The sequence below is a fragment of the Pseudomonas sp. UBT genome (assembly GCF_050915955.1).
GTDB classification, from domain to species: Bacteria; Pseudomonadota; Gammaproteobacteria; order Pseudomonadales; family Pseudomonadaceae; genus Aquipseudomonas; species Aquipseudomonas antarctica_A.
In genome coordinates this window covers 1,447,257-1,468,081 of sequence record NZ_CP168079.1, presented here as the reverse complement: position 1 = coordinate 1,468,081, position 20,825 = coordinate 1,447,257, and the positions used below count along the sequence as shown (strand labels likewise).

Annotated in this window: 18 protein-coding genes; 17 read left to right on the top strand and 1 reads right to left on the bottom strand. The window is 61.3% G+C overall.

Going from position 1 to position 20,825, the window contains the following annotated elements; genetic code table 11:
- Nucleotides 1-26 precede the first annotated feature (26 nt).
- Nucleotides 27-596, top strand: a complete 570-nt coding sequence (locus ACDZ94_RS06730; RefSeq protein WP_064450265.1) for a lipocalin family protein — start codon at nt 27-29, stop codon at nt 594-596.
- 131 nt (nt 597-727) lie between these two features.
- Here ACDZ94_RS06730 and ACDZ94_RS06725 read toward each other — a convergent pair whose 3' ends face one another.
- On the bottom strand, nt 728-2,092 hold the full coding sequence (locus ACDZ94_RS06725) for a formimidoylglutamate deiminase (RefSeq protein WP_432751226.1): 1,365 nt from the start codon (nt 2,090-2,092) through the stop codon (nt 728-730).
- A 147-nt stretch (nt 2,093-2,239) separates the two neighbouring features.
- On the opposite strand from ACDZ94_RS06725, the gene hutC reads away from it, so the two are divergent.
- From hutC to dtd, 16 genes are all read left to right on the top strand, one after another.
- Nucleotides 2,240-2,950, top strand: a complete 711-nt coding sequence (gene hutC / locus ACDZ94_RS06720) for a histidine utilization repressor (protein ID WP_232000148.1) — start codon at nt 2,240-2,242, stop codon at nt 2,948-2,950.
- Nucleotides 2,947-3,507, top strand: a complete 561-nt coding sequence (locus tag ACDZ94_RS06715; protein WP_262666802.1) for a HutD/Ves family protein — start codon at nt 2,947-2,949, stop codon at nt 3,505-3,507. The genes hutC and ACDZ94_RS06715 overlap by 4 nt, the downstream gene beginning before the upstream one ends.
- Before the next feature lie 406 nt (nt 3,508-3,913).
- On the top strand, nt 3,914-5,584 hold the full coding sequence (hutU, locus tag ACDZ94_RS06710; RefSeq protein ID WP_064450268.1) for a urocanate hydratase: 1,671 nt from the start codon (nt 3,914-3,916) through the stop codon (nt 5,582-5,584).
- 143 nt (nt 5,585-5,727) lie between these two features.
- The gene (locus tag ACDZ94_RS06705; protein ID WP_064450269.1) at nt 5,728-7,185 is read left to right on the top strand and encodes a purine-cytosine permease family protein; all 1,458 of its coding nucleotides are present in this window, start codon (nt 5,728-5,730) and stop codon (nt 7,183-7,185) included.
- A gap of 69 nt (nt 7,186-7,254) precedes the next feature.
- A complete protein-coding gene (locus tag ACDZ94_RS06700) occupies nt 7,255-8,220 on the top strand; it encodes an ABC transporter substrate-binding protein (protein ID WP_064450270.1) in 966 nt (321 codons plus the stop codon).
- A 71-nt stretch (nt 8,221-8,291) separates the two neighbouring features.
- Nucleotides 8,292-9,143, top strand: a complete 852-nt coding sequence (locus tag ACDZ94_RS06695; protein ID WP_064450271.1) for an ABC transporter permease — start codon at nt 8,292-8,294, stop codon at nt 9,141-9,143.
- On the top strand, nt 9,140-9,964 hold the full coding sequence (locus ACDZ94_RS06690) for a quaternary amine ABC transporter ATP-binding protein (protein WP_046034013.1): 825 nt from the start codon (nt 9,140-9,142) through the stop codon (nt 9,962-9,964). The genes ACDZ94_RS06695 and ACDZ94_RS06690 overlap by 4 nt, the downstream gene beginning before the upstream one ends.
- 136 nt (nt 9,965-10,100) lie before the next feature.
- On the top strand, nt 10,101-11,624 hold the full coding sequence (locus ACDZ94_RS06685; RefSeq protein ID WP_432751225.1) for an HAL/PAL/TAL family ammonia-lyase: 1,524 nt from the start codon (nt 10,101-10,103) through the stop codon (nt 11,622-11,624).
- Between the two features lie 58 nt (nt 11,625-11,682).
- Nucleotides 11,683-13,221 (top strand): histidine ammonia-lyase, encoded by a 1,539-nt coding sequence (gene hutH / locus ACDZ94_RS06680; RefSeq protein WP_221293726.1) that lies wholly within the window; start codon nt 11,683-11,685, stop codon nt 13,219-13,221.
- 161 nt (nt 13,222-13,382) lie between these two features.
- Entirely contained in the window at nt 13,383-14,792 is a 1,410-nt protein-coding gene (locus ACDZ94_RS06675; RefSeq protein WP_262666803.1) for an amino acid permease, read from the top strand.
- Nucleotides 14,793-14,807: 15 nt separating this feature from the next.
- The gene (gene hutI / locus ACDZ94_RS06670; RefSeq protein WP_262666804.1) at nt 14,808-16,013 is read left to right on the top strand and encodes an imidazolonepropionase; all 1,206 of its coding nucleotides are present in this window, start codon (nt 14,808-14,810) and stop codon (nt 16,011-16,013) included.
- A 29-nt stretch (nt 16,014-16,042) separates the two neighbouring features.
- Entirely contained in the window at nt 16,043-16,843 is an 801-nt protein-coding gene (gene hutG, locus ACDZ94_RS06665) for an N-formylglutamate deformylase (protein ID WP_064450274.1), read from the top strand.
- Nucleotides 16,844-17,101: 258 nt separating this feature from the next.
- Nucleotides 17,102-18,049 carry a choline ABC transporter substrate-binding protein gene (gene choX, locus ACDZ94_RS06660; RefSeq protein ID WP_064450275.1) on the top strand — a complete coding sequence of 316 codons (948 nt, stop codon included), beginning with the start codon at nt 17,102-17,104 and terminating at the stop codon, nt 18,047-18,049.
- A gap of 155 nt (nt 18,050-18,204) precedes the next feature.
- Nucleotides 18,205-19,134, top strand: coding sequence for an alpha/beta hydrolase (locus tag ACDZ94_RS06655; protein WP_432751224.1), 930 nt, complete (start codon nt 18,205-18,207; stop codon nt 19,132-19,134).
- A 104-nt stretch (nt 19,135-19,238) separates the two neighbouring features.
- Entirely contained in the window at nt 19,239-20,210 is a 972-nt protein-coding gene (gene pip, locus ACDZ94_RS06650; RefSeq protein WP_064450277.1) for a prolyl aminopeptidase, read from the top strand.
- Nucleotides 20,207-20,644 (top strand): D-aminoacyl-tRNA deacylase, encoded by a 438-nt coding sequence (dtd, locus tag ACDZ94_RS06645; protein WP_432751223.1) that lies wholly within the window; start codon nt 20,207-20,209, stop codon nt 20,642-20,644. Before pip ends, dtd begins: the two co-directional genes overlap by 4 nt.
- Nucleotides 20,645-20,825: the final 181 nt, after the last annotated feature.

Genomic DNA, 20,825 nt, shown 5'->3' with positions numbered 1-20,825 from the left:
GGGCGCGAGCCTGCGGGAGAAGAAGAATGATCCGTTTTGTTTTGTTCCTTTGCGCCAGCCTGTTTTTGGCGGGCTGCGCCAGCCATTCTGGCGATGATCTGCAACCCAAGACAGCGAGCAACGTCAACCTGAAGCGCTACCAGGGGACCTGGTACGAGTTGGCCCGATTGCCGATGTATTTCCAGCGTAACTGTGCGCAGTCCGAAGCCCGCTACAGCCTGCTGCCGGATGGCGACATGTCGGTGTTCAACCGCTGCCTGACGCCTGAGTGGAAGTGGGAAGAAGCCAAGGGCACGGCCACGCCGCAAGTGCCCGGCAAGACCGACAAGCTTTGGGTGGAATTCAATAACTGGTTCACGGCGCTGCTGCCGGGCGTTGCCAAGGGCGATTACTGGGTGCTGTACGTCAGTGATGACTACAAGACCGCTCTCGTTGGCAGCCCTAGCCGGCGCTACATGTGGATCTTGTCGCGCACGCCGACGGTCAGCGCCGACACCCGCGAAGACCTGCTGAGCAGGGCGCGGCAGCAAGGGTATGACACCACGCGGTTGATCTGGCGTACGTCGGACAAGCAGATGGCGAAGACTTCGCAGTAAACCTGGACCATCGCCAATCAAAATGTGGGAGCGGGCTTGCTCGCGAATACGGAGTGTCAGTCGACAGATGTAATGACTGATACACCGCATTCGCGAGCAAGCCCGCTCCCACATTTGTTTTGCAGTGCTTGTTAGCCCAGCATATCCCTCAGCACTTGCGTGAAGGCGCGGCTGCTTTCCTCTTCACCGGCATGATGCCCGTCCCGTACTACCCACTTCCCGTTGACCAGCACATCGCGCACCTGCCGATCACCACCGGCGAACAGCCAGCGATTGAGAATGCCGTCCTCCGTCGCCGTTGCCAGGTACGGGTCGTTGCCATCCAACACCAGCCAGTCCGCGCGTTTGCCCACTTCCAAGCGGCCAATCGTCTGGCCCAGCGCCTGGGCGCCACCGTCCAATGCAGCATCAAACAGTGTGCGGCCGACCATTGGTTGATCACCGCGGTACAAGCGGTTACGCCGCTGGTCGCGCAGGCGCTGGCCGTATTCCAGCCAGCGCAATTCTTCCACCACGCTGAGTGACACATGGCTGTCGGAGCCAATGCCCATGCGTCCGCCTTGGGCGAGGAAATCCACCGCCGGGAAAATCCCGTCGCCCAGGTTGGCTTCGGTGGTCAGGCACAGGCCAGCAATTGCGCGGCTCTTGGCCATGCGCGTGACTTCGTCAGGATCAGCGTGTGTGGCGTGCACCAGGCACCAGCGCTCATCGACTGCAACGTTGTCATACAGCCATTGCAGCGGGCGTTTGCCACTCCAGGCCAGGCAGTCATCGACTTCTTTTTGTTGCTCGGCGATGTGGATGTGCACCGGGCAAGCCTTGTCACTGGCGGCCAGCACGTCATTGATTTGCTGCGGCGTGACGGCGCGCAAGGAGTGGAAGCACAGGCCCAACTGCTGCGCCGGTTGTGCGGCAAGCATCGGCTTGAGGCGTGCTTGCAGGTCCAGATAATTTTCGGTGCTGTTGATAAAGCGTCGCTGGCCTTCGTTCGGCGCCTGGCCGCCAAACCCGGCGTGGGTGTAGAGCACGGGCAGCAAGGTCAAGCCAATCCCACTGCTGGCGGCCGCCTGGCTGATTTGCCGCGACAGCTCCGCACGGTCGGCATACGGCTGGCCGCTGACGTCGTGATGCACGTAGTGAAATTCCGCCACTGAGGTGTAACCGGCCTTGAGCATCTCGATATACAACTGGCGGGCGATGACCTGCAGTTGCTCCGGGCTGATCTTGCCGACCATGCGGTACATCAAATCGCGCCAGGTCCAGAAGCTGTCATTCGGGTTGCCGGCCACTTCGGCCAAACCTGCCATTGCGCGCTGGAAGGCGTGGGAGTGCAGGTTTGGCATGCCCGCCAACACCGGACCTCTAAGCCGTTCGGCGCCGTCTGCACTGGCGTTGGGCTCAACGTGGGTCAGCAAGCCATCGGCACTGACTTCAAAGCGTACATCGTTGGCCCATCCATTAGGCAGCAGCGCGCGTTCGGCAAAGAAAGCGGACATGATCAAGGCACCCCGGTCGTGTGTTTATTTGTATATACATATACAGACGTTTGCCTGCTCGGTAAACTCCGGCAATCTATGCATCTTTTCCCCCTGCAAGGATTCCCTGTGCCGACTCCGCCCGCCAAGTCTTCGCTGGCTGCCCACATGGACGAAAGTCCGGCGCCCTTGTATGCCCGCGTCAAACAGATGATCAGCCAGCAAATCCTCAACGGCAACTGGCCGCCCCATTACCGCGTGCCGTCGGAGAGCGAGCTGGTCAGCCAACTGGGCTTCAGCCGCATGACCATCAACCGCGCCCTGCGCGAACTCACCGCTGAAGGGTTGCTGGTGCGCATGCAAGGCGTCGGTACCTTCGTCGCCGAACCCAAGAGCCAGTCGGCGCTGTTTGAAGTGCACAACATTGCCGATGAGATCGCCTCTCGTGGGCATCGGCATACCTGCCAGGTCATTCACCTGTGCGAAGAGGCTGCCGGTTCCGAGCGCGCCGTCGCCCTGGAAATGCGCGAAGGCGGGCGGGTGTTCCACTCGTTGATCGTGCACTTCGAGAACGACATTCCTGTGCAAATCGAAGACCGTTTCGTCAACGCCCTGGTGGCACCGGATTACTTGCAGCAGGATTTCACCCAGCAAACGCCTTACGCCTATTTGAATCAGGTTGCGCCGCTGACCGAAGGCGAGCACGTGGTCGAAGCGATCCTTGCCGATGCCGAAGAGTGCAAGTTGCTGCAGATCGAGCCCAGCGAGCCGTGCCTGTTGATCCGCCGTCGCACCTGGTCCGGTCGCCAGCCGGTGACCGCCGCGCGTTTGATCCACCCCGGTTCCCGTCATAGCCTGGAAGGACGTTTCAGTAAATGAGTGCAGTGAAAGTCTGGCGCGCCACCGATTACATCCGCATGCCCTGGAAAAACGGCGGCGGCAGCACCGAAGAAATTACCCGTGACGCAGGCACAGGCCTGGATGGCTTTGGCTGGCGCCTGTCGATTGCCGATATCGGTGAGTCGGGTGGGTTTTCCACCTTCGCCGGCTACCAGCGCATCATCACCGTGATCAAAGGTGCGGGCATGGTGCTGACCGTGGATGGCGAGGAACAGCGCGGCCTGTTACCGCTACAGCCCTTTGCGTTCAAGGGTGAAAGCACGGTGTCATGCCGTTTGATCACCGGGCCGATCCGCGATTTCAACCTGATTTATTCGCCGCAGCGTTACCACGCACGCTTGCAGTGGATGGATGGTGTGCAGCGTTTTTTCAGTACGGCGCAGACCGTGCTGGTGTTCAGCGTTGCGGATGAAGTGAAGGTGCTGGACCAAAAGCTGGGTCATCACGACTGCCTGCAAATCGACGGTAACACCGACCTGCTGGACCTCTCGGTTACCGGCCGCTGCTGCATTATCGAACTGACCGCACTCGGTTAAAAACTGTGGGAGCTGGCTTGCCTGCGATGGCGGTGTATCAGTACTGGATGCGCTGGCTGACACACCGTCCTCGCAGACAAGCCCGCTCCCACATTTGTTTCTGTGTTGTTCAAGGGATCTGTTTCCGGCCAGCGCACCAATTTGTTACCGAATGCCCCAGCGTGGCGCAAAGCCACGCTTTTATGAACAATCTCCCTCGCTGCAAAACTCCTCCGCAAGAAATTTCACCAAGCCTCCAGGCCTTAATTTCCAAGGCTTTCACACACCTTCCCAAAAAATCTCACGCCCTCGCTAAGAAAGTTGGCCGCTTGATTGCATATGCTTGTATGTACAAGTAAAGATGTGTGCGTAAGACTCTCCTTCGCACCATCAATGTTCGCGCATCGATCGCCGAGGAGTCTTAGCAGTGACCAAGCCTACAAAATACCGTGACGTCGAAATCCGCGCCGCCCGCGGTAACAAGCTCACCGCCAAAAGCTGGCTGACTGAAGCGCCGCTGCGCATGCTGATGAACAACCTCGACCCGCAAGTGGCCGAGAACCCGAAAGAGCTGGTGGTGTACGGCGGTATCGGCCGTGCGGCGCGTAACTGGGAGTGCTACGACCAGATCGTCGAGAGCCTCACCAATTTGAATGACGACGAGACCCTGCTGGTGCAATCCGGCAAGCCGGTCGGCGTGTTCAAGACCCACAGCAACGCCCCGCGCGTACTGATCGCCAACTCCAACCTGGTACCGCACTGGGCCAGTTGGGAACACTTTAACGAGCTGGATGCCAAGGGCCTGGCCATGTACGGCCAGATGACCGCCGGCAGCTGGATCTACATCGGCAGCCAGGGCATCGTCCAGGGTACCTACGAAACCTTCGTCGAAGCCGGTCGCCAGCATTACAACAGCGACCTGACCGGCCGTTGGGTCCTCACCGCCGGCCTCGGTGGCATGGGCGGCGCCCAGCCGCTGGCCGCAACCCTGGCCGGGGCGTGCTCGCTGAACATCGAGTGCCAGCAGGTCAGTATCGACTTCCGCTTGAGCAGCCGTTATGTCGACGAGCAAGCCACCGACCTCGACGACGCCCTGGCCCGCATCGCCAAATACACCAAGGAAGGCAAGGCCATCTCCATCGCCCTGCTGGGTAACGCGGCGGAAATCCTGCCGGAGCTGGTCAAGCGTGGCGTGCGCCCGGACATGGTCACCGACCAGACCAGCGCCCACGATCCACTCAACGGCTACCTGCCGGCCGGCTGGACCTGGGACGAATACCGCGCCCGCGCCAAAACCGAACCGGCTGCTGTGATCAAGGCCGCCAAGCAGTCGATGGCCGTGCACGTCAAAGCCATGCTCGAGTTCCAGAAGCAAGGCATCCCGACCTTCGACTACGGCAACAACATCCGCCAGATGGCGCAAGAAGAAGGCGTGCAAGACGCCTTCGCCTTCCCAGGCTTCGTACCGGCCTACATCCGCCCACTGTTCTGCCGTGGCATCGGCCCGTTCCGCTGGGCGGCGCTGTCCGGCGACCCGCAGGACATCTACAAGACCGACGCCAAAGTCAAAGAGCTGATCCCCGACGACGCGCACCTGCACAACTGGCTGGACATGGCGCGCGAGCGCATCAGCTTCCAGGGCCTGCCGGCACGTATCTGCTGGGTAGGCCTGGGCCAGCGCGCCAAGCTGGGCCTGGCGTTCAACGAAATGGTGCGCAGCGGCGAGCTGTCGGCACCGGTCGTGATCGGCCGTGACCACCTCGACTCCGGCTCGGTCGCCAGCCCGAACCGCGAAACCGAAGCCATGCAGGACGGTTCCGACGCTGTGTCCGACTGGCCACTGCTCAACGCCTTGCTCAACACCGCCAGCGGCGCGACCTGGGTTTCGCTGCACCACGGCGGCGGCGTGGGCATGGGCTTCTCCCAGCACTCCGGCATGGTGATCGTTTGCGACGGTACCGATGAAGCCGCCGAGCGGATCGCCCGCGTACTGCACAACGACCCGGCCACCGGTGTGATGCGCCACGCAGACGCCGGTTACCAGATCGCAATCGACTGCGCCAAAGAGCAGGGCCTCGATCTTCCGATGATCAAGTAATGCAAGGTGGGAGCGGGCTTGCTCGCGAATGCGGTGTGCCAGTCACCGTAATCGTTAGCTGACCCTCCGCTTTCGCGAGCAAGCCCGCTCCCACATTTGATCTGTGTTGCAAACAAAAACAATCCATCAGAGGTTGAACACACATGGCTGCAAATGACGCACGTGCAAGCACCACACCGTTGATCGAAAGGCGTTCGATCGACTACATCCCGGAAGCGGAAAGACACGGTCGTCTGTTCAGTCAGTTCACCCTATGGATGGGTGCCAACCTGCAAATCACCGCGATTGTCACCGGGGCCCTGGCCGTGGTGCTGGGCGGTGATGTGTTCTGGTCGTTGATCGGTCTGTTGATCGGCCAATTGATCGGTGGCGGTGTCATGGCATTGCATGCGGCGCAAGGGCCGAAGCTTGGCCTGCCGCAGATGATCTCCAGCCGGGTACAGTTCGGTGTTTATGGCGCGGCCATCCCGATCGTGCTGGTCTGTTTGATGTACCTCGGCTTTACCGCGACCGGCACCGTACTGTCCGGCCAAGCGCTGGGCCAGTTGTTTGGCGTCAGCGACAGCGTCGGTATCCTTATTTTCGCCAGTGTCATTGTGCTGGTCACGGTGCTCGGTTACCGGGTGATCCATTGGATCGGTCGCGTCGCCAGCGTCATCGGTGTGGTTGCCTTCGTCTACCTGTTCAGCCGCCTGATCAGCCAGACCGACGTTGGCGCACTCCTGCAAATCCGTCACTTCAGTTGGAGCAGTTTTTTGCTGGCGGTGTCGCTCGCGGCCTCCTGGCAGATCGCTTTCGGCCCTTACGTGGCGGACTATTCACGTTACTTGCCGAGCAAGACGTCTTCGCTGAAAACCTTTCTCGCCGCTGGCGCGGGCTCGGTCATTGGTGCACAGGTAGCGATGATCCTCGGCGTGTTTGCCGCGGCCATGTCCAACGGGCAATTCGCAGGTCACGAAGTGGCTTACATCGTTGGTTTGAGTGGTACGGGTGCCACGGCTGCGCTGCTGTACTTCAGCATCGCTTTCGGCAAGGTCACCATCTCGACGCTGAACTCCTACGGCAGTTTCATGTGCATCGCGACCATCATCAGCGGCTTTCGGGGTCGCCTGGAGGTCACGCGTCTGCAACGCCTGGTCTTCGTGCTGGTCATTGTCGGTACTGCGACCCTGATCGCGTTGCTCGGCCAGCACTCGTTCCTCGGTGCTTTCAAGTCTTTCATCCTGTTCCTGCTGGCGTTCTTTACGCCCTGGAGTGCGATCAACCTGGTGGATTACTACTGCATCACCCGCGAGCGCTATGACGTGCCGGCGCTGGCCGACCCGAACGGTCGCTACGGTCGCTGGAACCTGCTCGGTATCAGCGTCTATGTCTTCGGCGTGCTGGTGCAATTGCCATTCATCTCCACCAAGTTCTACACCGGCCCGCTGGTGGCCGCGCTGGGTGATGTGGATATTTCCTGGATCATCGGTCTGGTACTTCCCGCAGCCCTCTATTACGTCTGTGCGAAAAAGTGGCACAGCGCAATCCCTGAACGACTGATCCTGCCGCGAGAGCAGGGCGCTGCACCAACGACAAACGGGCTGGCCGCACAAGCCTGATGGGACGTGGACAGGGCAGGACGCCTACTGACTGCCGTAATCCATTTCAAGATTGGGAGCGTCACAACAATGAAGATGAATAAAACCCTGCTGGCATCACTGTTTTCTGCAGGCTTGCTGGCTAGCGCCGGCGCCCAGGCGGCCGGTTGGTGCGAATCCGGCAAACCGGTGAAATTCGCCGGCCTGAACTGGGAAAGCGGCATGTTGCTCACCGACATCCTGCAAACCGTGCTGGAAAAAGGCTACGACTGCAAAACCGACAGCCTGCCGGGCAACTCCATCACCATGGAAAACGCCCTGAGCAGCAACGACATCCAGGTGTTTGCCGAAGAGTGGGTCGGCCGCAGCGAAGTCTGGAACAAGGCCGAGAAGGCCGGCAAAGTCGTCGGCGTCGGTGCCCCGGTTGTCGGTGCTGTCGAAGGCTGGTACGTGCCGCGTTACGTGATTGAAGGCGACGCCAAGCGCAAGCTGGAACCCAAGGCGCCGGACCTGAAAAACATCGCCGACCTGGCCAAATACGCTTCGGTGTTCAAGGATCAGGAAGAGCCATCCAAGGGCCGCTTCTACAACTGCCCGGCCGGCTGGACCTGTGAGCTGGACAACAGCGAAATGCTTAAAAGCTATGGCCTGGAAAGCACCTACACCAACTTCCGCCCAGGCACCGGCCCGGCGCTGGATGCGGCGGTGCTGTCGAGCTACAAGCGTGGCGAGCCGATCCTCTTTTATTACTGGTCACCCACCCCGCTGATGGGCCAGGTTGATCTGGTCAAGCTGGAAGAAAAACCCGGTGTGGATAAAACCGTGAGCATCAAGGTTGGCTTGTCCAAGACCTTCCACGAGCAAGCGCCGGAGCTGGTGGCCGTGCTGGAGAAGGTCAACCTGCCCATCGAGCTGCTGAACCAGAACCTGGGCCGCATGGCCAAAGAGCGAATTGAGTCGCCAAAACTGGCGAAAATTTTCCTCAAGGAACATCCTGAAGTCTGGCACGCATGGGTGAGCGACGACGCAGCCAAGAAAATCGACGCGGCCTTGTAGGTTGAGCGTTCCCGGTTGCCCTCACAGGCAACCGGGCGCCCGGCCACAACCCACTGGATCGAGAGCACGCTATGTTTCCTGAGAGTTTTACGTTTTCCATCGCCGACTGGGTCAACGGTTGGGTGGACTCGCTGGTCACCAACTACGGCGATGTGTTCCGGCACATCTCCGATACCCTGCTGTGGGCCATCGTCAACCTGGAAGGGTTGCTGCGCGCGGCGCCCTGGTGGCTGATGCTGGCCATCGTCGGCGGGATCGCCTGGCACGCCACCCGCAAGGTGGTGACCACGGCGGTCATCGTCGGGTTGCTGTTCCTGGTGGGCGCGGTGGGCCTGTGGGACAAGCTAATGCAAACGCTCGCACTGATGATGGTCGCCACGGTGATCTCGGTGCTGATCGGCATTCCGCTGGGCATTCTGTCGGCACGCAGCAATCGCCTGCGTTCGGTGCTGATGCCGTTGCTCGACATCATGCAAACCATGCCCAGCTTCGTGTACCTGATTCCGGTGCTGATGCTGTTCGGCCTCGGCAAGGTGCCGGCGATTTTCGCCACGGTGATCTACGCCGCGCCGCCGCTGATTCGCCTGACGGATTTGGGCATTCGCCAAGTCGACGGCGAAGTCATGGAAGCCATCAATGCCTTCGGTGCCAACCGCTGGCAGCAACTGTTCGGCGTGCAACTGCCGCTGGCGCTGCCGAGCATCATGGCCGGGATCAACCAGACCACCATGATGGCGCTGTCGATGGTGGTGATCGCCTCGATGATCGGTGCCCGTGGCCTGGGTGAAGACGTCCTCGTCGGCATCCAGACCCTTAACGTTGGCCGTGGCCTCGAAGCCGGGCTGGCGATCGTGATTCTTGCAGTGGTCATCGACCGCATTACCCAGGCCTATGGTCGTCCACGGCATGAGGCGAACAAATGACTACTGTCAGCAAAATTGAAGTCAAGAATGTCTTCAAGATCTTCGGCAACCGCTCCAAGGAAGCGCTGGCGCTGGTTGGCCAGGGCAAGACCAAGGACCAGGTGCTGGCCGAGACCGGCTGCGTGGTCGGCGTGAACGACCTGTCCCTGAGCATCGGCACCGGCGAGATCTTTGTGATCATGGGCTTGTCGGGCTCCGGCAAATCCACACTGGTGCGCCACTTCAACCGCCTGATCGACCCCACCAGCGGCGCGATCCTGGTGGACGGCGAAGATATCCTGCAACTGGACATGGAAGCCCTGCGCCAATTCCGTCGGCACAAGATCAGCATGGTGTTCCAGAGCTTCGGCCTGCTGCCCCACAAGAGTGTGCTCGACAACGTCGCCTACGGCTTGAAAGTGCGTGGCGAAACCAAGCAGGTCTGCGCCGAACGCGCGCTGCACTGGATCGAAACCGTGGGCCTCAAAGGCTACGAAAACAAATACCCGCACCAGCTTTCCGGCGGCATGCGCCAGCGTGTGGGCCTGGCCCGCGCCTTGGCGGCTGACACCGACATCATTCTGATGGACGAAGCCTTCAGTGCGCTCGACCCGCTGATCCGCGCCGAGATGCAGGACCAGTTGCTGGAGCTGCAAAAGACCCTGCACAAGACCATCGTGTTCATCACCCACGACCTCGACGAAGCCGTACGTATTGGCAACCGCATTGCGATCCTCAAGGACGGCAAGCTGATCCAGGTCGGCACGCCGCGCGAGATTCTGCATTCGCCGGCGGATGAGTATGTGGACCGGTTTGTTCAGCGGCGGGCGGCGGTGGTCTGATCCGGATTTTGTGGTGAGCCGGCTGGCCTCTTCGCGAGCAAGCCCGCTCCCACATTTGGAATGCGGTCCCCTGTGGGAGCGGGCTTGCCCGCGAAGAGGCGGGTAAGGCTGCACAAGAATTGAAGAAGGTATGAAGATGTCCCAGGCAGCAAAAATCATCATCGCCGACGCCCCGATGCGCTGGCAGGACGTGGTCGCCGTGGCTCGTCACGGCGCAGTGCTCGAACTCTCGGGCCACGCCTGGGCGCGCATCGACAATGCCCAGGCCATCGTGCAGCGCATCGTCACCCGCGGTGAACGCGCCTATGGCGTGAACACCGGCCTGGGCGCGCTGTGCAATGTGTCGCTCAAGGGTGAGCAACTCAGCCAGCTGTCGCGCAATACCTTGCTGAGCCACGCCTGTGGCGTCGGCCCGGTGCTCAGCGACGAGCAGACCCGCGCGATTATTTGCGCGGCCATCATCAACTACAGCCACGGCAAATCCGGCCTGCATCCGCAGGTGGTGCATTCGTTGCTGGCACTGCTTAACCACGGCATCACGCCGCAAGTGCCGTCCCAGGGTTCGGTGGGTTACCTGACCCACATGGCCCACGTCGGCGTGGCCTTGCTCGGCGTTGGTAATGTGAGCTACCAGGGCCGCGTCGTCCCGGCGCAACAGGCCCTGAGCGCAGAAGGTTTGCAGCCGGTGGTGCTCGGCGCCAAGGACGGCCTGTGCCTGGTCAATGGCACGCCGTGCATGACCGGCCTGAGCTGCCTGGCCCTGGCCGATGCGCATCATTTGCTGCAATGGGCCGACGTAATCGGCGCCATGAGCTTCGAGGCCCAGCGCGGCCAGATCGACGCGTTTGACGAAGCCATCATCGCCCTCAAGCCGCACCCCGGCATGCAACACGTGGGTATCAACCTGCGCGCCTTGCTCGACGGCAGTGAAGTGATCGCCAGCAGCAAAGGTATTCGCACTCAGGATGCCTTGAGCATCCGCTCGATCCCGCAGATTCACGGCGCGGCGCGTGACCAGGTTGAACACGCCACGCGCCAGATCGAGACCGAACTCAACAGCGCCACCGACAACCCGCTGGTGCTCGGCACCCCGGACAACTACCGCGTGGTGTCCCAGGCCAACCCGCATGGGCAGTCCGTGGCGTTGGCGGCCGACATGCTCGCCATCGCCATGGCCGAAATCGGCTCCGTGGCCGAACGCCGCCTGGACCGCCTGATCAACCCGCATGTCAGCGGCTTGCCGGCGTTCCTGGTCAGCAACCCCGGGGTCAACTCCGGGATGATGATCGTGCAGTACGTCGCGGCGTCCTTGTGTGGGCAAAACCGCCAACTGGCGCAACCGGCGGTGCTCGACAACTTCGTCACCTCGGGCCTGCAGGAAGACCATCTGAGCATGGGCACCAATGCCGCGCTCAAGCTGCATCAGCTGTTGGCCAACGTCACCCAGATTCTCGCCATCGAGTACCTGCTGGCGGCCCAGGCGTTCGAGTTTCTCAAGGATCAGCGTTTCGGCGCAGGCACTGACAGCGCCTGGCGCTTGCTGCGTGAAAAGGTCCCGCCGTACGAACAGGACCGTTGGCTGGCGCCGGACATCGCGAGCGCCGCCGCGCTGCTCAACGACACCGCTTTGCTGCACCACGTATTACCGAATTTGCACTGAATACTTCTTCAAAAGAAGTATTCAAAAGAAGTATTCACAAGAACAATTCACAAGGAGTATGAATGTGACTGCGCTAAATCTGATTCCAGGCCAACTGAGCCTCGCCCAACTGCGGGCCATCTACCAGCAGCCGGTAACCCTCAGCCTGGATGACAGCGCCACGGCGCAGATCGAAGCGAGTGTTGCCTGCGTGGAGCAGATTCTCGCCGAGAATCGCACCGCCTACGGCATCAACACCGGTTTCGGCCTGCTGGCCTCGACCCGCATCGCCAGCGAAGACCTGGAAAACCTCCAGCGTTCGCTGGTGCTGTCCCACGCTGCCGGCGTCGGTGAGCCGATCAGCGATGCGCTGGTGCGGCTGGTCATGGTGCTCAAGGTCAACAGCCTGAGCCGTGGCTTCTCCGGGATTCGCCGCCAGGTGATCGACGCGCTGATCGCGTTGATCAACGCCGAGGTGTACCCACACATCCCGCTCAAAGGTTCGGTCGGTGCATCCGGTGACCTGGCGCCATTGGCGCACATGTCGCTGGTGCTGCTGGGCGAAGGCAAGGCGCGCTACAAAGGCGAATGGCTGGAAGCCACCGAAGCGCTGAAAGTCGCCGGCCTGGCGCCGCTGACCCTCGCCGCCAAGGAAGGCCTGGCGCTGCTCAATGGCACCCAGGTGTCCACCGCGTACGCCCTGCGTGGCCTGTTCGAAGGCGAAGATTTGTTCGCCGGCGCACTCGCGTGTGGTGGCCTGACCGTGGAAGCCGTGCTGGGCTCGCGCTCGCCGTTCGACGCACGTATTCACGCGGCGCGTGGCCAACGTGGGCAGATCGATTCGGCTGCGGCCTATCGCGACCTGCTGGGCGAAAGCAGCCAGGTCTCCCAGTCGCACCAGAACTGCGACAAGGTGCAAGACCCGTACTCCCTGCGCTGCCAGCCGCAAGTCATGGGCGCCTGCCTGACTCAATTCCGCCAGGCCGCCGAAGTGCTGGTGGTAGAAGCCAACGCCGTGTCGGATAACCCGCTGGTGTTCGCAGCCGAAGGCGACGTGATCTCCGGTGGTAACTTCCATGCCGAACCGGTGGCCATGGCCGCGGATAACATGGCGCTGGCCATCGCTGAAATCGGCTCCCTGAGCGAGCGTCGTATCTCGCTGATGATGGACAAGCACATGTCGCAACTGCCGCCGTTCCTGGTGGGCAATGGCGGGGTGAACTCCGGCTTCATGATCGCCCAGGTGACGGCGGCAGCACTGGCCAGCGAGAACAAGGCGCTGTCCCATCCGCATAGCGTCGACAGCTTGCCGACATCGGCCAACCAGGAAGACCACGTGTCCATGGCCCCGGCTGCGGGCAAGCGTCTGTGGGAAATGGCTGAGAACACCCGTGGCATCCTCGCCGTTGAATGGCTGGCTGCCTGCCAGGGCCTGGACCTGCGTGACGGCCTGAAGACTTCGCCGAAGCTGGAAAAAGCCCGTGACATCCTGCGCGCCAAAGTGGGGTTCTATGACAAGGACCGCTTCTTTGCCCCGGATATCATCGCCGCCACGGAGCTGCTCGCCAGCCGCTGCCTGAATGAGCTGGTGCCGGTCAAGTTGCTGCCAAGCCTCTAAGCTCGCCGCTGTCCAATGTGGGAGCTGGCTTGCCTGCGATAGCGGTGTATCAGTCAAAGATGTATCAACTGACAGATAGCCATCGCAGGCAAGCCAGCTCCCACATTTTGAGCGTTCGCAGCTTTGAATTTTCTCGGGATAAAAATAACTAGGGAAGAGAAATGCACCAGCAAGAAAAGGGTTTGAAACGCGGGCTCAGCGCCCGACATATTCGCTTCATGGCACTCGGTTCCGCGATCGGCACCGGGTTGTTCTATGGCTCCGCCTCGGCCATCCAGATGGCGGGTCCTGCCGTCCTGCTGGCCTACCTGATTGGCGGTGCCGCGGTCTTCATGGTGATGCGCGCCCTCGGCGAAATGGCCGTGCATAATCCGGTGTCCGGCTCTTTCGGCCAATACGCCAGTACCTACCTGGGTCCCATGGCCGGGTTTATCCTCGGCTGGACCTACGCGTTTGAAATGATCATCGTCTGCCTCGCCGATGTCACCGCCTTCGGCATTTACATGGGCTTCTGGTTTCCTGAAGTCGCGCGTTGGGTGTGGGTGCTCGGCATCGTGTTTTTGATCGGCGGCCTGAACCTGTGCAGCGTCAAAGTGTTTGGCGAGATGGAGTTCTGGTTGTCGCTGCTCAAGGTTGGCGCCATTGTGGCGATGATCCTCGGCGGCTTCGGCATCATGTTGTTCGGCATCCATTCGGCGGGTGAAACCCAGGCCAGCGGTATCAGCAACCTGTGGGCCCACGGCGGCTTCATGCCCAATGGCATCGGCGGCCTGATTGCCTCGTTTGCGGTGGTGATGTTTGCCTTCGGCGGCATCGAAATCATCGGCATCACCGCCGGTGAAGCCAAGGACCCGCAACGCGTTATCCCCAAGGCGATCAACGCGGTGCCGCTGCGCATCCTGTTGTTCTACGTGCTGACCCTGTTTGTGCTGATGGCGATTTACCCGTGGCCGCAGATCGGCAGCCAGGGCAGCCCGTTCGTACAGATCTTCAGCAACTTAGGGATAGGCTCGGCAGCGACCATCCTCAACATCGTGGTGATCTCGGCGGCGGTCTCGGCCATCAACAGTGACATCTTCGGCGCCGGCCGCATGATGTACGGCCTGGCCCAGCAAGGCCACGCGCCCAAGGGCTTTGCTCAGTTGTCCAAGCAAGGCGTGCCCTGGATGACCGTGGTGGTGATGGGCGCGGCGCTGCTTGGCGGCGTAGTGCTCAACTATCTCATCCCGGAAAACGTGTTCCTGCTGATCGCCTCGATTGCCACCTTCGCCACGGTGTGGGTGTGGTTGATGATTTTGTTCACTCAGGTCGCGATGCGCCGTTCGATGACCAAGGCGCAGGTCGCCGAGCTGAAATTCCCGGTACCGTTCTGGCCCTACGCGCCAGCGGCCGCCATTGTGTTCATGCTGTTCGTGTTTGGCGTGCTGGGTTACTTCCCGGACACCCAGGCCGCTTTGCTGGTCGGCGCCGTCTGGATCGTGCTGCTGGTGCTCGCCTACCTGCTGTGGGTCAAGCCCGCCGCAGGGCAAGCGGCCAAGGTCCATTACGACTCGGCTTTGTCTCATCGATAACTTAGGGAGGCGTTGATGAAAACGCTTTGGCAACACTGCCACGTCGCAACCATGGCCCATGGCAAATACTCGATCATCGAGGATGCCGCCATGGTCACAGCGGGTTCGCTCATCGAGTGGATCGGCCCCCGCAGCCAGGCGCCAGCGGCGGATTACGCCCAGGTGCATGACCTGCAAGGCGCGTGGGTCACCCCCGGGCTGATCGACTGCCATACCCACACGGTGTTCGGTGGCAATCGCAGCGGCGAATTCGAGCAGCGCCTGGAAGGCGTGAGCTACGCCGAAATCGCTGCCAAGGGCGGCGGTATTGCCAGCACCGTGCGCGCCACCCGTGCCGCCACTGAAGATGAACTGTTCACCAGCGCTCATAAGCGCCTGCGCAGTCTGCTGCGCGACGGCGTGACCACGGTGGAGATCAAATCCGGCTACGGCCTGGACCTGGCCAGCGAGCGCAAATTGCTGCGGGTGATTCGTCGCCTCGGCGAAGCGCTGCCGGTCAGCGTGCGTGCCACGTGCCTGGCGGCCCATGCGTTGCCGCCGGAGTACAAGGATCGCGCGGATGATTACATCGACCACATCTGCACCGAGATGCTGCCGGCCCTGGCAGCGGAGGGACTGGTGGACGCGGTGGATGCGTTCTGCGAATACCTGGCGTTTTCCCCGGAACAGGTGGAGCGGGTGTTTAAAGTCGCCCAGCAACTTGGCCTGCCGGTGAAGCTGCACGCCGAACAACTGTCGTCGCTGCACGGCTCCAGCCTGGCCGCGCGTTACCACGCGTTGTCGGCGGACCATCTGGAATTCATGACCGAAGAAGATGCCATCGCCATGGCCGCTTCCGGCACCGTCGCGGTGCTGTTGCCAGGCGCGTTCTACTTCCTGCGCGAAACCCAGTTGCCGCCGATGGAGGCCTTGCGCAAACACGGCGTGAAGATCGCCATCGCCAGCGACCTCAACCCCGGCACCTCACCGGCGTTGTCGGTGCGCCTGATGCTGAACATGGCCTGCACCTTGTTCCGTATGACCCCTGAAGAAGCCCTGGCGGGCGCCACGCAACACGCGGCCACCGCGCTGGGCATGGGCGAGACCCATGGTTCGCTGGAGGTGGGCAAGGTCGCCGACTTTGTCGCCTGGCAGATTGATCGTCCCGCCGACCTGGCCTATTGGCTGGGCGGGGAGCTGGATAAACGCGTCGTGCGCCACGGCGTCGATGTCACTGTTTAAGGCTGCCTTTGTGAACGAGGAGTACCGCTGTGGATAAGGTTCTGAACTTCAAACAAGGCCGCGTACCGCTGCTGATCAGCATGCCCCACGCCGGCCTGCGCCTGACGCCCGCGGTGGAGGCCGGGTTGATCCCCGAGGCGCAAAGCTTGCCGGACACCGATTGGCACATCCCCACGCTGTATGACTTTGCCGAGGAGCTGGGCGCCAGCACCTTGTCGGCCGAGTACTCACGGTTTGTCATCGACCTGAACCGGCCTTCGGACGACAAGCCGTTGTACGCCGGTGCCACCACCGGGCTGTACCCGGCGACGTTGTTCGACGGGGTGCCGTTGTTCCGCGAAGGCCTGGAGCCGTCCCCAGAGGAGCGCGCCACCTACCTGCAAAAGATCTGGGGCCCGTACCACCGCGCCCTGCAAGAAGAACTGGCGCGGCTCAAGGCTGAGTTTGGCTATGCATTGCTGTTTGATGCGCACTCGATTCGTTCGGTAATCCCGCACCTGTTCGACGGCAAGCTGCCGGACTTCAACCTCGGCACCTTCAACGGCGCTGCCTGTGACCCTGAACTGGCGAGCCAGTTGGAAGCCATCTGCGCCACGCATCCGCAGTACACCCATGTGCTGAACGGGCGCTTCAAGGGTGGGCATATTACCCGGCACTACGGCGACCCGGCGCAGGATATCCATGCCGTGCAATTGGAGTTGTGCCAGAGCGCTTATATGGAAGAGTTCGAGCCGTTTCGTTATCGGCCTGATCTGGCCGAGTCGACGCGGGTGGTGTTGAAGCAATTGCTGGAAGGGTTCCTGAACTGGGGGCAAAAGCACTACCGGTAATTTTCGGTGCTGCTGAAATAGCGTTCGCGAGCAAGTCGAACCGTCGCACCGCCGCTCCCACAGTTTGATCGCATTCTCATGTTGGAACTCGATCAAGTGTGGGAGCGGGCTTGCCCGCGATGGCGGCCTCACGGTCGCCTCAGTGCAACTGCCGGTCGCCACAGGTCGTGTTAACAGAGGTCCCGCTGGGTAAGGTTGTGAGTAGGGCGCGCCAGACGCCACTCCCCACAATAAAACCTGCCGAGTGAGACCTCTTTCATGAAAAGACCGTTCAACCGTTACCTGTTGACCCTCATCGGCGCCGCACTCCTGAGTGCACAAGCCATGGCCGCTGAACCGGCCTCCTGCAAAGCCGTGCGCATGGGCGTGGTCAGTTGGACCGACGTGATCGCGACCTCGGGCATGGCCGACGTGCTGCTCAACGGCCTGGGCTACGACAGCAAGCAGACTAGCGCCGTGCAGCAGATCATCTTTGCCGGCATCCGCGACAAGCGCCTGGATATCTTCCTCGGCTACTGGAAACCGGCGATGGACAACAATATCGCGCCGTTCGTGGCCGCCCAGCAGGTCAAGGTCTTCGACACGCCCAGCCTCTCTGACGCCCAGGCCACCCTGGCCGTGCCGCAATACGTGGCCGATGCCGGGTTGAAAACCTTTGCCGACATTGCCCGCTTCAAGGATAAATTGGGCGGCAAGATCTACGGTATCGAGCCCGGCAGCGGTGCCAATACCGATATCCAGAAAATGATCGACACCAACCACTTCGGCCTCGGCGACTTCAAGCTGGTCGCCTCTGGTGAGGCGGGCATGCTGGCGGCGGTGCAGCGTGCGGTGAATCGCAAGGAGTTCGTGGTGTTCGTCGGCTGGACCCCGCACCCGATGAACATCAATATGAAAATGGCCTACCTCACCGGCAGTGAAGATGTGTTTGGCGCTGACGAAGGTCGCGCGACCGTCTCTACCGTCACCGCGCCGGACTTCGCCGAGCGCTGCCCCAACGCCAACCGCTTGTTGGGGAACTTGACCTTCACCGCGGCCCAGGAAAGCCAGTTGATGGTGCCGATCATGGAGCGCCAGTCGCCGCAGGATGTGGCCAAGCAATGGCTGCGTGACCATCCTGAGGATTTGCAGCGCTGGTTGGCCGGGGTGACGGCGTTTGATGGCAGCGATGGTATGGCGGCCGTACACGCCAGCCTCAAACCCTGAACCGTACGCGCCAGACCTAATAATAGAGCGCAAATGTGGGAGCCGGGCTTGCCCGCGATGGCGGAGTCTCAGGCAGTGAACGGGTGGCTGATACACCGCTATCGCAGGCAAGCCAGCTCCCACATTTGGATCACCATCGTTTGGGATATTTGCGCATGTATCCGATTTCTCCGCAGCTTGCAGCCTTCGTCACACACACCGAATCCTTCAGCAGCGACGACTCATCGCTGGTGGGGTTGCGCCGGAATTACGACCGGATGTGCCAGGCATTCACCCCGCCGAAGCCGGAAGGGCTGCAAGTCTGGGACTATTCTCTCGGCGGTGTGAGCGTGCGCAGCTATCTTCCCACCACACCCACCCCGCCCGAGGGCTGGCCGTGCCTGCTCTATATGCACGGCGGCGGCTGGGTGGTCGGTGGGCTGAATTCCCATGACTTCATTTGCTTCGAGCTGGCAGATGCGTTGCAGGTGCTGGTGATCGCCATCGATTATCGCCTGGCCCCCGAACACCCGTTCCCGGCGGCTTACGAGGATTGCCGCGCGGTGTGGCAGGCGATCCAGGCAGGCGAGGGGCCGCACGCCATCCACCTGCAGCGCCTGGCGGTGATCGGTGACAGCGCGGGCGGCAACCTGGCTGCGGCGCTGTGCCTGGGCTTGCGCGATGACGGCCAGCCGCTGCCTCTGGCTCAAGTGCTGATTTATCCGGGGTTGGGCGGCGCGTCTGATTTGCCGTCGCGCCGTGATTGCATGGATGCGCCGCTGCTTAGCACTGCCGACACCGACTGCTACCTGGCGCTCTACCTGCTGGGCGCCGGCAATCCGTCGGCCTATGCCATGCCACTGCTGGCCGAGAATTTCAGCGGTTTGCCCAAGGCATTGATCGCCGTGGCCCAGTTCGACCCGCTGCGCGATGACGGCATGCTCTACGCCGAACGCCTGCAAGCGGCGGGCGTGTCCGCCGTGCTGTATCCGGGCAAGGGTCTGGTCCACGGCTGCTTGCGCGCGCGCGGCCAAGTGCCGGAGGTGGATCAACTGTACAACTATCTGCTGCATTACCTGAGGAGCGAAGGGCTGACACAGGTCTAAGCGCTCAAGGACATGCTCATTGCACAATTCGGGTTTATGATGCCAGACGGCAAAAAATAATAGACGTCCCCCCAGGGATGAACCGACACCCTACGGAGCGCGCAATGCAGACTTGGTACCCGCAGATCAAACCCTACGCCCGGCACGATCTGGCAGTCGATGACACCCACACGCTGTATGTCGATGAAAGTGGCTCCCCCGAAGGCTTGCCCGTCGTCTTCATTCATGGAGGCCCTGGCTCCGGTTGCGACGCCCAGAGCCGCTGCTATTTTGATCCGAACCTTTACCGCATCGTTACCTTTGACCAGCGTGGTTGCGGGCGCTCCACCCCTCGCGCGAGCCTGGAAAACAACACCACCTGGGACTTGGTCGCCGACCTTGAGCGCATCCGCGAGCACCTGGGCATCGAAAAATGGGTGCTGTTCGGCGGCTCCTGGGGTTCGACCCTTTCCCTGGCCTACGCACAAAGCCATCCTGAGCGTGTGCATGGCTTGATCCTGCGCGGCATCTTCCTGGCTCGCCCGCAAGACATCCACTGGTTCTACCAGGAAGGTGCGAGCCGCATGTTCCCCGATTACTGGCAGGACTACCTTGCACCGATCCCGGCGGATGAGCGCCACAACATGGTTGCGGCCTACCATAAGCGCCTGACCGGCAACGACCAGATCGCCCAGATGCACGCCGCCAAAGCCTGGTCCGGCTGGGAAGGCCGTATGCTGGGCTTGTGCCCGAGCCCGCAGCATGTCGAGCGTTTTTCCGAGCCGCAGCGCGCGCTGTCCATTGCGCGTATCGAGTGCCATTACTTCACCAACGACTCCTTCCTGGAGCCTAACCAGCTGATTCGCGACATGCACAAGATCGCCCATCTGCCTGGCGTAATCATTCATGGCCGCTACGATATGATCTGCCCGCTGGACAATGCCTGGGAGCTGCATCAGGCGTGGCCCAACAGTGAGCTGCAAGTGATCCGCGAAGCGGGCCATGCCGCGTCCGAACCCGGCATTACCGATGCGTTGGTGCGCGCGACCGGCGAGATGGCACGTCGCCTGCTTGATCTGCCGCCAGAAGAAGCATGAAGGGCCTGTTGCAGCGGGTGCGTGGCGCCCGGGTCGAAGTTGCGGGCGACGTCGTAGGGGCAATTGACCAGGGTTTGTTGGTGCTGGTAGCCGTCGAACCTTCAGATAAGCCCGAGAGCGCCGACAAACTGTTGCACAAGCTGCTTAACTACCGTGTATTCAGCGACGACGAGGGCAAAATGAACTTGTCCTTGAAGGATATCGGTGGCGGTTTGTTGCTGGTGTCGCAGTTCACCCTGGCGGCGGATACCAAAAGCGGGCTGCGGCCGAGCTTCTCCACGGCGGCGCCTCCGGCACTCGGAGCAGCGCTTTTTGAACACTTGTTGTTACAAGCGCAACAATTGCATGGCAAGGTGGCGTCAGGGCGTTTTGGCGCGGATATGCAGGTGCATTTGGTCAATGATGGCCCTGTGACCTTCCTCTTACAGACATGAATGTATTAAAAACGACTTTAATGCCTAAAAACGCAGGGTTTCGCTACAAATACTTCGTTGTCCCTGATGCGTTGTTTCGCGGGCTACTAGATAATCGCGCGCTACGGGGATCAGCGTTGTTTGGTCCATTTTTGACTTAGGTAGAGACTTGTCCGGCGACCATTGGGGAATCATTTTGACC

What these genes read in the sequence shown, in the direction of transcription:
- choX (WP_064450275.1), top strand. Translation starts at nt 17,102, where the DNA reads ATGAAAAGACCGTTCAACCGTTACCTGTTGACCCTCATCGGCGCCGCA.
- dtd (WP_432751223.1), top strand. Translation starts at nt 20,207, where the DNA reads ATGAAGGGCCTGTTGCAGCGGGTGCGTGGCGCCCGGGTCGAAGTTGCG.
- ACDZ94_RS06705 (WP_064450269.1), top strand. Translation starts at nt 5,728, where the DNA reads ATGGCTGCAAATGACGCACGTGCAAGCACCACACCGTTGATCGAAAGG.
- ACDZ94_RS06715 (WP_262666802.1), top strand. Translation starts at nt 2,947, where the DNA reads ATGAGTGCAGTGAAAGTCTGGCGCGCCACCGATTACATCCGCATGCCC.
- ACDZ94_RS06695 (WP_064450271.1), top strand. Translation starts at nt 8,292, where the DNA reads ATGTTTCCTGAGAGTTTTACGTTTTCCATCGCCGACTGGGTCAACGGT.
- ACDZ94_RS06725 (WP_432751226.1), bottom strand. Translation starts at nt 2,092, where the DNA reads ATGTCCGCTTTCTTTGCCGAACGCGCGCTGCTGCCTAATGGATGGGCC.
- hutH (WP_221293726.1), top strand. Translation starts at nt 11,683, where the DNA reads ATGAATGTGACTGCGCTAAATCTGATTCCAGGCCAACTGAGCCTCGCC.
- ACDZ94_RS06690 (WP_046034013.1), top strand. Translation starts at nt 9,140, where the DNA reads ATGACTACTGTCAGCAAAATTGAAGTCAAGAATGTCTTCAAGATCTTC.
- ACDZ94_RS06730 (WP_064450265.1), top strand. Translation starts at nt 27, where the DNA reads ATGATCCGTTTTGTTTTGTTCCTTTGCGCCAGCCTGTTTTTGGCGGGC.
- pip (WP_064450277.1), top strand. Translation starts at nt 19,239, where the DNA reads ATGCAGACTTGGTACCCGCAGATCAAACCCTACGCCCGGCACGATCTG.
- ACDZ94_RS06655 (WP_432751224.1), top strand. Translation starts at nt 18,205, where the DNA reads ATGTATCCGATTTCTCCGCAGCTTGCAGCCTTCGTCACACACACCGAA.
- ACDZ94_RS06675 (WP_262666803.1), top strand. Translation starts at nt 13,383, where the DNA reads ATGCACCAGCAAGAAAAGGGTTTGAAACGCGGGCTCAGCGCCCGACAT.
- ACDZ94_RS06685 (WP_432751225.1), top strand. Translation starts at nt 10,101, where the DNA reads ATGTCCCAGGCAGCAAAAATCATCATCGCCGACGCCCCGATGCGCTGG.
- hutI (WP_262666804.1), top strand. Translation starts at nt 14,808, where the DNA reads ATGAAAACGCTTTGGCAACACTGCCACGTCGCAACCATGGCCCATGGC.
- hutC (WP_232000148.1), top strand. Translation starts at nt 2,240, where the DNA reads ATGGACGAAAGTCCGGCGCCCTTGTATGCCCGCGTCAAACAGATGATC.
- ACDZ94_RS06700 (WP_064450270.1), top strand. Translation starts at nt 7,255, where the DNA reads ATGAAGATGAATAAAACCCTGCTGGCATCACTGTTTTCTGCAGGCTTG.